A 12,738-nucleotide genomic window follows, 5' to 3' on the forward strand; every position below is an offset into this window, starting at 1 on the left:
GGGACATGCCGGACGGAGACCCCTCAGGCTGCCGTCGCCCGATGCCGTGCGGGGCGACGGCGGCGGTGGTGGGAGAGCGTGACGGCCGCGGTCAGCGGACCCCAGAGGACCAGCGGCTGGTAGAGAAGGCCTACGACCAGATGGCCGGTGGGCGTCATGTCCTCGTGCGGATACGTCCACCACCACGGGACGTCGGCCCAGATCACGGTGAGAGCCGCCGCGCCGAGGGCGGCAGGGACGACGGCGGCCAGGGGACGCACCCTTCGCCCCCCGATCAGCGGTATCCAGCGCGGGACGACCTCGCCCCACGGCCGCACCAGGCCGATCGTCAGGAAAGCGGCCAGCTCGCAGAGCATGCTGAGTGTCAGCATCCACGCCTTGGCCTCGAACGTCTCGAAGGCCCCGAAGCCCGTCGCCGTGTAGCCGCCGGGGCATCCGGGTACCAACGCGATGCGCCACAGCCCGCTCGGCAGGACCAGCAGCGTGGTCAGATGCGCGGCCCAGACGGCCCAACGGGGCGGTGCCGATGCGGAGTTGGCGGAAGTGGAGGGCGGGTGAAGGCTCATGGGAATGATCCTCGGGCACTCCTCGACGCTCTTCGCCAGCCTGAGCGGCGCACTCGTATGAGCCGCCGGTACGAGACCCGCACGGTGTGCTCGGCCGGGCGACGGGAGCGGGGTCCTCCTCCGAGACGAGGAGCCGTCCTTCGAGACGAGGAGTCCTCTTCGGGGACGAGATGTGCGACGGGCTGTCCTGTGACAGTGAACCTCGACCGATTGCCGTTGCAGTTTGACCGCCCGGAGGCGCTCTACCGGCGGACCGCCGAAATCAGTCCGCCGGGACGCTCCTCGCGCTGCGGCGGGGTGCTGATCGGGCGGCCGTAGGCGGCGGCGCGCTCGCGCAGGGTGTGGGTGTCGGCCTCCCAGCCGTGCCCGGCCAGCCAGCCGACCGGGTCGTCGGGCATCTCCGAGACCCACATGGACGCCGCCGATCCCGGCTCGGCGTCCGCGCCGAAGCGCTCGATCACGCCCCGCGAGCCCAACGTCAGCCCCATCCGACTGCCTGCCACCGACTGCGCGCTGATCCGGGCCAGCAGCAGCTCCACCGCGTCCTCGGGCAGATAGATCAGCAGTCCTTCGGCGATCCACACGGTCGGCACCGCCGGGTCGTGCCCTGCGGCGGCCAGCGCGCCTGGCCAGTCCTCACGCAGATCCACTGCGACGGTGATCCGCTCGCAGCGTGCGACGGCCCGCTCCTGGCGCAGCACCGAAGCCTTGAAGTCCAGTGGCGCGGCGGTGTCGACCTCGAACAGCCGGGTGCCCGCGGGCCAGTCCATCCGGAAGGCCCGGCTGTCCATACCGGCGCCGAGCAGCACGACCTGCCGGACCCCGGACGCGGAGGCCTGCTGCAACAGGTCGTCGAGGAACTTCGTCCTGATGACGATGGAGAACGACACGGCCAGCCGGCGGCGGCGCGCGGCCTCGTCATCTGGCAGCGGTGGTGAGGAGGGCCATAGGCCGCCGGCGGTTGCGAAGGCCTGTGCCAGTGGGTCGCGGAACAGCGCGTTCTCCCGCTCGGTCTCCAGCGCCCGCACCCTGGCCACCCCCACCGCCGTGGCCCACACTCCCGACGGCTGCACCCGCTCCTGCTCATCAGTCACCGCGCCAGCCTAGATGATCGGTTTTAAGGGGGGCGGATGAGTGGAGCCAGGTTCATGCGCGGCCAGCCGGTCATGCGCGCACTGACCGCCTACGACCACCAGACCCTTGGAATCGATCACCTGCGCGGAGGCCGGCTGCGCCTTCCGCTGCCGGTATGCCTTCTGGCGGCAGCGCTGCGAGCACGTGTCTGAGCTGTTGGCGACGTGCTCGCTGGCGGCATCGGTCTGGGCATGTTCGGCGTGCTGTTGAGAACATCGGGTGGTGTCCCGCCGAGTGGTGTAGCGGTCCTTCCCAGCCGTCCGGCCCGCACGGCCCCTGCGGCGGTTGCCCCGCCTTGATCAGTTGACGATACGGTCGCGGCCATGATCAGTCAGATAGTGACGCTGATGGGCGTACTCGTCGGAGCCCTGACTTCGTATCTGTCCGTCACCATGGCCGAACGTGCGAAGCATCAGCGCACGATGGCGACCCGCTGGGACCAACGAAAGCTGGACACCTACATCGAGTACGCCGCGTGCGTGAAGGAGGTCGCTGACGCCTCCAAACACTCTCGGCTGGCCGAGGAAGGCTCAGAGACTCACAAGGAGTTCATGGCAGCGATGGAGGAAGGAGAGCGCAGACGCTCAGCTCTCTTCGAAGCGCTCGTGATGCTGGCGGATCCTCCAGCCATCGAGGCAGCCCATGAAGTCAATGTGGCCCTGTGGGAGATGCTCAAACTGGCGCGCACGCACGAGCCTCCACCCGTGGTCGGCGACCTCCACGAGCGTCTGAACACATACCACGAGCGAGCCCGGGAAGACCTGGGCATCAGAAAGGATTCGTTGCGAGCCCTCTGAGCCCGGTCACGTCCCGTGAGGCATGAGGTGGTGTAGTCACCTGGCGAGCTGATTCAGTTCGGGCGGGGAAAGCTGGCGGTCGTCACCGGTCGGTTTGGTGGTGAAGAGTTCGGCCATGCAGCCTTCGGAGAGGTAGCGGCGGTCGAAGACCTGCCACTCATCGTGAAGTTCGGCCAGGACCGCGGCAGCGAGCCGGTCGAGGGCGGCGGGGTTGGGGAAGACCTGGACGACGTCGGCTCGCCGCTTGATCTCCCGGTTCAGCCGCTCCAGGGGATTGGTGCTCCAGATCTTCTTCCAATGCGCCGGCGGGAAGTCCGCGAATGCGGTGATGTCCGTCGCAGCGTCCAAGAGCATGGGTTTGACCTGGGGGAACTGTCGTCCGAGCATGTCGGCGACCACGTCCAGTCGGGTGCGGACGGCCTCGGCGGTGGTCTGCGCAAAGATGGTGCGGATGGTCGCGGCGACCATCTCTGCGGAAGCCTTCTCGATCACGCTGAAGACGTCCCGCACGAAGTGAACCCGGCACCTTTGCCAGGCCGCGCCGAGGAAGACGGTGCGGATCGCGGTCACCAGCCCGCTGTGGCTGTCGGATATGAGCAGCTGGACGTTCTCCAGGCCGCGGGCCCGCAGACTGCGCAGGAATTTCGTCCAGAACGGCTTCGACTCGCTGTCGCCGACCTCCCCCACTCTCGGCTCCGCTCGAGCAGGGGGACCCCCATGCCCGAGGATCTCGCGGTGGCCGGTGGCGGAGATGCCGGTCGCGATGACCACGGCGTGGGACATAATCCGGTGGTTGACGCGGGCCTTGCAGTAGGTGGCGTCCAGGAAGACGTAGGGGAAGACGGTGTGGTCCAGCGGCCGTTCCTTGAATGCTTTGAGTTCGGCATCGAGTTCGCCGCAGATCCGTGACACCTCCGACTTGGAGATCCCGCTGTCCGCACCGAGTGATCACCACGGCGAACGGGCCCGGTCGATGCGGCGGCGCCGCTCCAGCAGCGAGGGGAAGAACGAGCCGGTGCGCACCTTCGGGATCTTCAGGTCGTCAGCCTGCGACGAGCCGCCTGCCTCGAACGGCAACAGCGACGCACGGAACAGCCCGAAGCACCTTCCGGACCACAGGCCGACTCATCACCGGCCTGTCTGATCTGCGAAGTCCCCCTGCCGCCGAACGCTGCCAAGAGCGGGCGCCGCACCTGTTCTCAACGCTGCCGACAAGCGGCATATCGCTGGCGGACGACACCACCGCTCCCAACTCCCCCACCGGCCCAACCCCGGAACCCGACACCGACACCCCTGGGGACATGCGAAGTCTGCGGGCAACCGCTGCCTCCCGGGCGCGGACAGTCACGACGCCGCACGTGTTCAGCCCGATGCCGTCAGCGGGCCTACCGGTCATCCGGAGAGCAACGTGCGGCGACAACCCCGAGCCCCGTCCCGTTGCCGGGACCTGCGGCTCCACCCAAAACGGTCGGGGCGAGGGTTGACGCCCTCGCTCCGACCCGCAACGAATCCCTTGAATCACCGCACTGCCCAGTCTGTTCAGGCCCTATGCCAGAAGGAAGCGGCAGGTCACAGCGCCGAACATGCTCCCAGCGCTGCCGCCGGAAGGCATATCGGCGACGGAAGACGACGCTGTCCTGTCCCGAAGAAGAACGTAGCGAAGGTTGAGTAGTCTCACCGAAGGTTGAGCGCGGTGGGAGGCGGCCTTGGTGATGTTCATGGAAGCTTCGCCAACTTCGAACATGCAGCTAGAAGGCCCTGGCGTGGGGCTCGCCCGGGATGCCAGCGCCTTCTAGCTGCGCAGAACGGCGCTTAAAGATCGTGAGGCCCATCGGCAGCAGCCATGGAGCGTCACGGAGTCCACGTGAGTTTCCGAAGCTCGATCGCCGGTTACCGAAAGTCATATTCGGTGCGGTACGGCTCCGTCCTGCCAGCGGTAGAGGTCGCGCAGCAGGGAAATCTCGGCGCCATGATGGATCAGCTCCCTGTTGACGTGCAGGACCCTGTTCTCCATGGGAAACCGCTCGGGACCCACCGTGGGCGGATTGTCCAGGTCAGCGTCCGAGAGCTTGCGGACCCCCGCGTTCCATCTCCCATACATCTCATCGAGCTGTTTCAGCGCCTCGTCAGCGGTCCCCGCGTAGGCGAATGTCTGGGAGTCGACGTCCTGGCCGCCGAAGTACCATCCGACCCGATAGCCCAGGCACGAGACGATGATGTGCGCCAGCCGCCAGGCAATGGTGGTCACCGGCGCCGGCACCGGGGCAGGGGACGCGGAGTCCATCGTCCATTCCCCCGAACCTTCCGACACCGGTGCGGCCGACGTGCCACGTGGGCGGATGCTCCAGCAGCCGCGCACCGGCTCCCAGAGGTACTCCTCGTCGGTAATGCCGTCCAGCCGTGGCCGCAGGTTCTTGCGCCAGTACCAGTCCAACTGCTCCGCGAGCCGCTCGCTTCTTGTCATTGCCGCACACTACAGACCCGTCGAGCAGAGTGATCGTCGCCGTCTGCGGTCATCCTCCACTGTCACAAACCCCGCAGTCAGTCATCCCTAATGGGCACAGAAGTCAATTGATCGGCCTTCGCTGGCAATCGATCAACACCCACTGACACAGGTCACGACGTGTCCTGTCTCAATTGATCTGGTCCGTGAGCGGGGCCGTTGTCTGCGTCGACCGACGGGCGGCGGAGGCCCGGTGTGCTTCGGGGTGGGGCTGTTCGGGCTGTGTTCGATGCCTGTTGGCTCGTGGCCCAACAGGTAGTACTGCGGCACACTGGCCGTAGTCCACGACGGCGTGCGGGATCCGGGGGGATGAGGATGGACGAGATCGCGCTGGCGACAGCGGCGTCGTCGGCTCTGGTCGGGGCGATGGCCACCGATGCCTGGCAGCAGGCCCGCGACGGCCTGGTCGCCCTGTGGCGCAGGGTACGTCCGGAACGCGCCGAAAGGATCGGCAACGAGTTGGAGACCTTGCACACCCAGGTCCTGGACGCCCGCGCGGAGGACGCCCCGGCGGAGATGCTGCGAGGGCTGGAGATGACGTGGCGGGCACAGCTCGGTGCGTTGCTGCAACGCGACCCGCAGGCGGCGGCTCAGCTGCGGCGGATCCTGGACGAGCAACTGCTCCCGGCGCTGGAGCCCGGTGAGCGGGAAGCGTACAAGGTCGTCCAGACCGTGCACGGCGGCACGGGCCACTACGTGGCCGGACACACCATCAACATCAACGACAACCGTGGCACGACGGGCGCCACGGACCCAAAAGCCTGACCCCGCCCGGGCAGCCGCCATCCGCGCACGTCGAGCAGCACGCCACGATCGCCGGGCCGGGGGAGCTCAACATGCCGGCCCGCGACCTGTACTTGTACCGGCAGGAGGCGCCGCTGCCAGCCCGGCCGGTGGTTACCCGCGGCCTGCCCCAGGATGTGGTGGGTTTCACCGGGCGTCGGCGTGAGCTGGAGCGGCTGCTGGCGGCTGCCGGGCCGGGACGGGTGGTGAACATCCACACCGTGGACGGGATGCCGGGGGTGGGTAAGACCGCCCTGGTCACTCGCGCCGCGCACCTGCTGGCCGAGCATTTCCCGGACGGGCAGTTCTTCTACGATCTGCATGCCCACACCCCCGATCTGCCCACCGCGCAACCCGTCGACGTGCTGGCGGTGCTGCTGACCGGCCTGGGCATCGCCCCACGCCACCTGCCCCGCAGCCTGGAGGGCCGCTCGCACCTGTGGCGTGACCAGCTGACCGGCAAACGGGTGCTGCTGGTGCTCGATGACGCGGCCGGGCACGCCCAGATCCAGCCGCTCGTGCCGGCCAGTCCCGGCTGCCTGACCCTGGTCACCAGCCGCCGCCGATTGATCGCCCTGGACGGAGCCGACCCCGTGTCCCTCGCCCCGCTCACCCCGGACGAGGCGGCCGAGCTGTTCACCAGCCGCTCCCGCCGCGCCCCCACCGACAGCAGCGAACAGGACGCGGTCGCCGAGACGGTATGCCTGTGCGGGTATCTGCCGCTGGCGATCGTCCTGCTCGCCGGCCGGCTGCGCCACAAGGACCCGGCCACGTGGTCCCTCGCCCGGTTCGCCGCCGAGTTCGCCGAAGCTCAGGACCGCCTGGGCGAACTCGATGACGGCGACAACCGCGCCGTGTACACCGCCTTCACCCTCTCCTACCGGGACCTCCCCGCCGACCAGCAACGCCTCTTCCGGCGCATCGGCCTGCACCCCGGACCCGACATCGACGCCTACGCGGCAGCCGCCCTTGACGACGCCCCCCTGGCCGCCACCCGGCGCCGCCTGGAAGCTCTCTACACCGCCCACCTCCTCGACGAGACCGCCCCCGGCCGCTACCAGTCCCACGACCTCCTCCGCGCCTACGCCCGCACCCTCACCACCGAACACGACACGCCCGACAACCGCGCCCAGGCGATCGACCGCCTCCTGGAGTACTACCAGCACACCGCGCAGAGTGCCGACCAGCACCTGGCCCGTACCTCCCGCCCCGGCAGCCCACCTGCCGAACGGCAAGCCACGGCGCCTGATCTTCCCGACCGGGCCGCCGCCTTGGCCTGGCTACGCACCGAACGCGACAACCTCCTCGCCTGCATCGACACCGCCACCCACCAGCAGGCACCCCGCGCAGTCCACCTGACGGCCGCCATCGCCGCCTTCCTGCTCCAGGACGGCCCCTGGCCCCAGGCCGCCACCCTCCACCAGCGCGCCGCCGCCACGGCTCACCACAACAACGACCAGCTCGGTGAAGCCACCGCCCTCCATGATCTGGGCCGTGTGCGGTACCTGGCTGCCGACTACGAGCAAGCAACCCGCCTCCAGGAGCGGGCTCTGGCCCTGTATGAAGGGCTCGGCAACCGGCTCGGACAGGCCAATGCTCTCAACGAGCTGGGCCGCGTGCGGTACATGGCCGGCGACTACGTGCAGGCCACCCCCCTCCAGGAGCGGGCTCTGGCCCTGTATGAAGAGCTCGGCAACCGGCTCGGACAGGCCAACGCCCTCAACGATCTGGGCCGCGTGCGATATCTGACCGGCGACTATCAGCTGGTCCAGCCGCCTTCAGGAGCGGGCCTTGGCCCTGTTCGAGGAGCTCGGATACCGGCTCGGGCAGGCCCACGCCCTCCGCGATCTGGGCCGCGTGCGATACGTGGCTGGCGACTACGTGCAAGCGACCCGCCTTCAGGAGCGGGCCCTGGCCCTGTTCGAAGAGCTCGGATACCGGCTCGGGCAGGCCCATGCCCTCCACGATCTGGGCCGTGTGCGGTACGCGACCGGTGACTACGTGCAAGCGACCCGCCTCCAGGAGCGGGCTCTGGCCCTCTATGAGGAGCTCGGCAACCGGTACGGGCAGGCCCACGCCCTCAATGATCTGGGCCGCGTGTGGTGCCTGACTGGCGACTACGAGCAGGCCACCCGCCCGCTGGGGCAGGCCCTGGCCTTGTTCCGGGAGGTTGGCGACCGTCAGGGGGAGGCGGAGGTACTGAACAGTTTGGGCGCTCTCCTGGCCGAGTCCACCAGACCGCAAGAGGCCCTTACCGCGTACCGGCAGGCGCTGGAGCTGGCCCGTCAGATCCGCAGTCCGCTGGACGAGGCGCGGGCACTGGAAGGGGCAGCCGGATGCCACGAGCGCCTTGGTGACCGCACGGCCGCTTTGGAGGAACTACGCGAAGCCGTCGGCATCTATCGCCGCCTCGGCGCGGCCGAGGCGAAGGCCGCATCCGAGCACCTGACCAACCTGGAAGCCGAAGAAGGCAGTGGCGCTTCGGGCGTTGAGGATTCGACCGATTCCTGAACAAGATCGGTAAACAGCCGTTCCGGGCTCGCTGGAGCCCGGAACGCGCCCCGAGAATCGGTGTCAAAGAGGCCTGGTGCTCAAGAACTCGGGCACCGCCGTTTCCCGTACACTCCCGGGCCACGCAACCGTCCGGCAACGACGACCTCCTGGCCCCCGAACCCGTACGTGCCCGAACTGAAGGGCGGCCGGACCGCGCTCGGCAAGACCTCCGGTACGCCCATGCTGACCTGGCCTGCGAGTCGGCGGAATGATCAACGCCCACCGCTGATTCCCATGCCCAGACAGCGTCTCGGGTGACCTGGTCCGCTATGACGAAATCGGACCAGGTCACTTGAGACGGGGACCAGCGCGATGGAGATGGGACACGACGGGCTCCTGGAAGGGTGTTGTCATGCGATCGGTTCCGATATATCGTTGAGGCATCGCGAACGATACGCGATGCAGACGTGACAGATCAGCGATGGAATGGAGTGATCGCGATGCGTACCCACGGATTCGAGCGTGGACATCGGCACGAGGGCCCCGGGATGCGGGGCATGGGTGGATTCGACGGGCGACGGGCCGCCTTCGGGCCCTTCGGTCCGGGTGGTCCCGGGTTCGGTCCCGGCGGACCCGGATTCGGGCCTGGCCCCTGGGGGCCCAGGGGACGTGGTGGCCCGCGGGGTCGGGCGCGGCGCGGTGACGTCCGGGCCTCGATCCTGGCCCTGCTCAAGGACCGCCCCATGCACGGCTACGAAATGATCCAGGAGATCGCCGAACGCAGCGGCGGTGCGTGGAAGCCGAGCCCCGGCTCGGTCTATCCGACGCTCCAGCTGCTGGAGGACGAGGGCCTGATCGCCAGCGAGACCGAGGGCGGCAAGAAGCTGTTCGCCCTCACCGAGGACGGGCGCACCGCCGCCGACGAGGGGCCGGACGCGCCCTGGGAGGAGGCCTCGCGCGGGGTCGACTGGGAGGCCCTGAGTGAGATCCGCCAGGCCGGCTTCGGTCTGATGGAGGCCTTCGGCCAGGTCTGGAAGACCGGCAGCAAGGAACAGCGCGAGAAGGCGCTGGCCGTCATCAACGAGGCCCGCAAGAAGCTGTACCTGATCCTCGCCGACGAGCACTGAGGCTCGCGGGCGCGGTGAGGCGCCCCGCACGGTGATCCGTGCGGGGCGCCTTCGCGTGCCCGAGGTCGCGAGGGGCGCTTTCGCGCGGCCGGGACCGCCAGGGGCACCTTCGCATGGCCGGCCCGCCGGGGTGCCGTCGTATGCCCGGCCCGCCCGGGTTCAGACCACCAGGCCGGCCAGCTTGCGCAGCGACTCGTTCAGGGCGGCCGTCGCCGAGTCCTTCAGCTTGCCCGCCATCAGGGAGACGGCGGCGCCGGTGAACTCGCCGTCGATGCGCACGGACGTGGCGTCGCCGTCGGGGGTGAGGGTGTAGCGGGTGGCGACCGTCACCGCCATCGGGCCCTTGCCGCGGATGGCGAACACCCGCGCCGGCTCCAGTTCCTCGATGATCCAGTCGACCTCGGCCGGGAAGCCCATCAGCTTCATGTTCTCCTGGAACGTCCCGCCCACAGCCAGGGTCTCCGGGCCGCCCTTGGGGAAGCTGGTGTGGGTGGCGTTCCACTCCCCGTACGACGACCAGTCGGTGAGCTGGGCCCACACCTTCTCGGCCGGCGCCTGGATGCGTGCCTCCGCGCTGACTTCGGCCATGCGACCACCCCTTCGGAATCGGGCGTAGCGGGCTACGGTGTCGCGGAACGTAGCCGCAGGGGCGCGAACATTCAATACTGATGAACCGTCAGAATGGCGGTGGGCTGACCCGGGTCAGCCCACCCGCCGTATCACCGCCGCGTCGAACAGATCCCACGCGCGCGGCAGGGCGCTCTCGTCGTGGCAGTGCCAGGCCTCCCAGAACAGGTCCGCGAGCAGGGCGTCCGCGGGTGCGTAGACCCGGTACACGTACTGCTTGCCGTCGACCGCCGGCAGCGCCACGAGCCAGCACGCGCACACGTTCTTCATGTCGGTGTGGGACGTGCGGGCGCGCGGGGCGGTTGCGTGCGGGGCGCATGGCAAGGCGACGCGCGCCCCCCGGCCGGGATCGGCTGAATCTCCTCCGTAAGGCCAAATCTCCTCCGTAAGGCCAAATCTCCTCCGTAAGGATGAGATGCAGATCGTCGATGTCCACTCTGTGTGGGACGCGAAGATGGTTCCCGTCGTGGATGACTCGGCCCGTTGAGGCTGATGGGGTGGGGGATGTGCAACCCCGTACTGCCCGCCGGACCGCCCATGACGAGGTGGCCGCGCACCTGGACGACGATGCCGCGCTCGGCGCAGAGCTGGCGGCGGTGGTCGCCGGTGCCCGCCGGCGGGCCGTGCGGGACGGGGACCGGCAGATCGACACCGCCCATCTGCTGCACTCCCTCCTGGAACACGACCCCGAGGTCCGCGCGGCCGTCGGCGGTCCGCCGCAGCTCGCCCGGCTCCTGGGCTACCTGGTGCAGCGCAGCATCGGCTACGGACTGCGCTGGCAGGGCAGCGTGGAGGACTCCGGCGCGCTCGCCGTCCTGTCCGCCACGGCTGGCGCCGGCGCACGGGAACCCAAGGACACCGCCGGCTGGTCGCCCGCCGCGGCCGCCGCACTGTCCGGCGCCCGTGAGCGTGTGCGCCTTCGCGGCGAGTCCCGCGTCACCGGCGTCGATCTCCTCGCCGCGCTCACCGCGGACCCGGGGTCCCGGGCCGTCGAGGTGCTCGAACGCGCCGGCATCCGCGACCTGAACACCCGGCTCGCGGCCGGTGCCGAGGAGTGCGCCGGCGACGGCGATCCGGTGCGCTGACGGCGTCGCACGTCCAGCCCCTGAGACAGGTGTCATAGGGGATGACGCTCATGTCGCCGCCTGTCATCATGTGCCGGTGCAGACGTCAGAGAGCAGTCAGGGCAGCCGCGGCAAGGGCGTCGGGCTCGGTCTCGCGCTCGCCTCGGCACTCGCGTTCGGCGGGTCCGGAGTGGCCGCGAAGCCGCTGATCGAGGCGGGCCTCGACCCGCTCCACGTGGTCTGGCTGCGAGTGGCCGGCGCCGCCGTGGTCATGCTGCCGCTCGCGGTGCGGCACCGCGCGCTGCCGCGCCGCCGTCCCGCGCTGCTCGCCGGGTTCGGACTGCTCGCCGTCGCCGGTGTCCAGGCCTGCTACTTCGCCGCGCTCTCCCGGATCCCGGTGGGTGTGGCCCTGCTCATCGAGTACCTGGCTCCCGCACTCGTGCTGGGCTGGGTGCGGTTCGTGCAACGGCGGCCCGTGACGCGTGCCGCCGCGCTCGGCGTGGTCCTCGCGGCCGGCGGCCTCGCCTGTGTCGTGGAGGTCTGGTCCGGGCTGAGCTTCGACGCGCTCGGCCTGCTGCTCGCGCTCGGCGCCGCCTGCTGCCAGGTCGGCTACTTCGTCCTGGCCGACCACGGCGGTGACGCGGGCGACGAGGCACCGGACCCGCTCGGCGTCATCGCCTACGGTCTGCTCGTCGGCGCCCTCGTCCTGACGGTCGTCGCCCGCCCCTGGACCATGCGCTGGTCGGTGCTGACCGGCTCGGCGGACATGAACGGCACCGCCGTACCGGCCCTCGCCCTGCTGGGCTGGATCGTGCTGATCGCCACCGTCGTCGCGTACGTCACCGGGGTGCTGTCCGTGCGGCGGCTGTCTCCGCAAGTCGCCGGCGTCGTCGCCTGCCTGGAGGCGGTCATCGCGACCGTGCTGGCCTGGGTGCTGCTCGGCGAGCACCTGTCCCTGCCGCAGATGGCGGGCGGCGCCGTCGTCCTGCTCGGCGCGTTCATCGCCCAGTCCTCGGCGCCCGTCAAGGGTTCCGCCGAGCCGGTGGCCGCGGGCGGCGCGGAGCGGGAGTTGTCAGCGCGCGGTACGGCTGCCTAAGGTGCCGGTCATGCCGTCCACGCTCGTTCTCCCGCCCCCGGCCGCCTGAGGCGGGCCTCCGGGACACCCGCCCGGCGCAAGTGCGCCGGGCCGGACGGTGCTGCCCGCAGATGAAGTCCGCGCGCCCCGCTCAAACGGGTCGCCCTCGAACTTCCGTACCGTCGTGTGCGCTTCTGCGGAGAAATTCCCTTGTCGAACATTGCTTCCGGCCTGCCCGTCGGGCGTGGCCTGCTCTATCTGATCATCACCGGCGCCGCCTGGGGCACCGCCGGCGCCGCCGCCTCCCTGGTCTACCGGACCAGCGAGATGGGCGCCTTCGGGCTGTCCTTCTGGCGCTGCGCGCTGGGCCTGCTCCTGCTGCTCGCCGGACGGGGGCTGCGCCCACGCGTCCGCCCGGCCACCACCGAACCCCTGGCCCGCAGGGCCGGCCGGGTCCTGGCCACCGGCCTCGGGCTCGCGGTGTTCCAGACCGCCTACTTCGCCGCCGTGGAGTCCACCGGACTGGCCGTGGCCACCGTCGTCACCCTCGGCGCGGGCCCGGTGCTCAT

The 12,738-nt window shown here is 69.8% G+C and carries 13 protein-coding genes and 1 pseudogene; 8 read left to right on the top strand and 6 right to left on the bottom strand.

Features of this window, described 5'->3' with window-relative positions; all coding sequences use genetic code 11:
* Positions 1-23 precede the first annotated feature (23 nt).
* Together M878_RS84865 and M878_RS84870 are read right to left on the bottom strand one after the other, a co-directional pair.
* On the bottom strand, positions 24-566 hold the full coding sequence (locus tag M878_RS84865) for a hypothetical protein (protein ID WP_023552265.1): 543 nt from the start codon (positions 564-566) through the stop codon (positions 24-26).
* 242 nt (positions 567-808) lie between these two features.
* Positions 809-1,624, bottom strand: a complete 816-nt coding sequence (locus M878_RS84870; protein ID WP_023552267.1) for a class I SAM-dependent methyltransferase — start codon at positions 1,622-1,624, stop codon at positions 809-811.
* Positions 1,625-2,023: 399 nt separating this feature from the next.
* Here M878_RS84870 and M878_RS84875 point away from each other — a divergent pair, with 399 nt between their 5' ends.
* Positions 2,024-2,497: a hypothetical protein gene (locus M878_RS84875; protein WP_031226744.1), complete on the top strand. Its 474-nt coding sequence runs from the start codon at positions 2,024-2,026 to the stop codon at positions 2,495-2,497.
* Positions 2,498-2,533: 36 nt separating this feature from the next.
* Here M878_RS84875 and M878_RS84880 read toward each other — a convergent pair.
* Together M878_RS84880 and M878_RS84885 are read right to left on the bottom strand one after the other, a co-directional pair.
* A pseudogene (locus M878_RS84880) lies at positions 2,534-3,586 on the bottom strand (IS256 family transposase); the annotation flags it as partial.
* Between the two features lie 811 nt (positions 3,587-4,397).
* Positions 4,398-4,961 carry a DinB family protein gene (locus tag M878_RS84885; RefSeq protein ID WP_031226746.1) on the bottom strand — a complete coding sequence of 188 codons (564 nt, stop codon included), beginning with the start codon at positions 4,959-4,961 and terminating at the stop codon, positions 4,398-4,400.
* 354 nt (positions 4,962-5,315) lie between these two features.
* On the opposite strand from M878_RS84885, the gene M878_RS84890 reads away from it, so the two are divergent.
* From M878_RS84890 to M878_RS95260, 4 genes are all read left to right on the top strand, one after another.
* The gene (locus tag M878_RS84890; protein WP_023552277.1) at positions 5,316-5,765 is read left to right on the top strand and encodes a hypothetical protein; all 450 of its coding nucleotides are present in this window, start codon (positions 5,316-5,318) and stop codon (positions 5,763-5,765) included.
* A gap of 71 nt (positions 5,766-5,836) precedes the next feature.
* A complete protein-coding gene (locus M878_RS84895) occupies positions 5,837-7,780 on the top strand; it encodes a tetratricopeptide repeat protein (RefSeq protein WP_023552278.1) in 1,944 nt (647 codons plus the stop codon).
* Positions 7,665-8,294, top strand: coding sequence for a tetratricopeptide repeat protein (locus M878_RS92545; protein ID WP_245238438.1), 630 nt, complete (start codon positions 7,665-7,667; stop codon positions 8,292-8,294). Before M878_RS84895 ends, M878_RS92545 begins: the two co-directional genes overlap by 116 nt.
* A gap of 482 nt (positions 8,295-8,776) precedes the next feature.
* A complete protein-coding gene (locus tag M878_RS95260; RefSeq protein WP_031226750.1) occupies positions 8,777-9,403 on the top strand; it encodes a PadR family transcriptional regulator in 627 nt (208 codons plus the stop codon).
* Between the two features lie 159 nt (positions 9,404-9,562).
* Here M878_RS95260 and M878_RS84905 read toward each other — a convergent pair whose 3' ends face one another.
* Together M878_RS84905 and M878_RS84910 are read right to left on the bottom strand one after the other, a co-directional pair.
* Entirely contained in the window at positions 9,563-9,991 is a 429-nt protein-coding gene (locus M878_RS84905; protein ID WP_023552284.1) for a type II toxin-antitoxin system Rv0910 family toxin, read from the bottom strand.
* A gap of 114 nt (positions 9,992-10,105) precedes the next feature.
* Positions 10,106-10,300 (bottom strand): hypothetical protein, encoded by a 195-nt coding sequence (locus tag M878_RS84910; RefSeq protein WP_167345787.1) that lies wholly within the window; start codon positions 10,298-10,300, stop codon positions 10,106-10,108.
* Positions 10,301-10,536: 236 nt separating this feature from the next.
* Here M878_RS84910 and M878_RS84915 point away from each other — a divergent pair, with 236 nt between their 5' ends.
* The 3 genes from M878_RS84915 to M878_RS84925 all read left to right on the top strand — a co-directional run.
* Positions 10,537-11,115: a Clp protease N-terminal domain-containing protein gene (locus M878_RS84915; RefSeq protein WP_245238267.1), complete on the top strand. Its 579-nt coding sequence runs from the start codon at positions 10,537-10,539 to the stop codon at positions 11,113-11,115.
* A 70-nt stretch (positions 11,116-11,185) separates the two neighbouring features.
* Positions 11,186-12,190 (top strand): EamA family transporter, encoded by a 1,005-nt coding sequence (locus M878_RS84920; RefSeq protein WP_023552292.1) that lies wholly within the window; start codon positions 11,186-11,188, stop codon positions 12,188-12,190.
* 189 nt (positions 12,191-12,379) lie between these two features.
* Positions 12,380-12,738 (top strand): EamA family transporter (locus M878_RS84925; protein ID WP_023552295.1); only part of this gene is annotated, 359 nt, incomplete at its 3' end.

The organism is Streptomyces roseochromogenus subsp. oscitans DS 12.976, assembly GCF_000497445.1.
GTDB classification, from domain to species: Bacteria; Actinomycetota; Actinomycetes; order Streptomycetales; family Streptomycetaceae; genus Streptomyces; species Streptomyces oscitans.

Coding starts and splice junctions, on each gene's coding strand:
- M878_RS84895 (WP_023552278.1), top strand. CDS start 5,837: ATGCCGGCCCGCGACCTGTACTTGTACCGGCAGGAGGCGCCGCTGCCA.
- M878_RS84890 (WP_023552277.1), top strand. CDS start 5,316: ATGGACGAGATCGCGCTGGCGACAGCGGCGTCGTCGGCTCTGGTCGGG.
- M878_RS84910 (WP_167345787.1), bottom strand. CDS start 10,300: ATGAAGAACGTGTGCGCGTGCTGGCTCGTGGCGCTGCCGGCGGTCGAC.
- M878_RS84865 (WP_023552265.1), bottom strand. CDS start 566: ATGAGCCTTCACCCGCCCTCCACTTCCGCCAACTCCGCATCGGCACCG.
- M878_RS84905 (WP_023552284.1), bottom strand. CDS start 9,991: ATGGCCGAAGTCAGCGCGGAGGCACGCATCCAGGCGCCGGCCGAGAAG.
- M878_RS84875 (WP_031226744.1), top strand. CDS start 2,024: ATGATCAGTCAGATAGTGACGCTGATGGGCGTACTCGTCGGAGCCCTG.
- M878_RS84885 (WP_031226746.1), bottom strand. CDS start 4,961: ATGACAAGAAGCGAGCGGCTCGCGGAGCAGTTGGACTGGTACTGGCGC.
- M878_RS95260 (WP_031226750.1), top strand. CDS start 8,777: ATGCGTACCCACGGATTCGAGCGTGGACATCGGCACGAGGGCCCCGGG.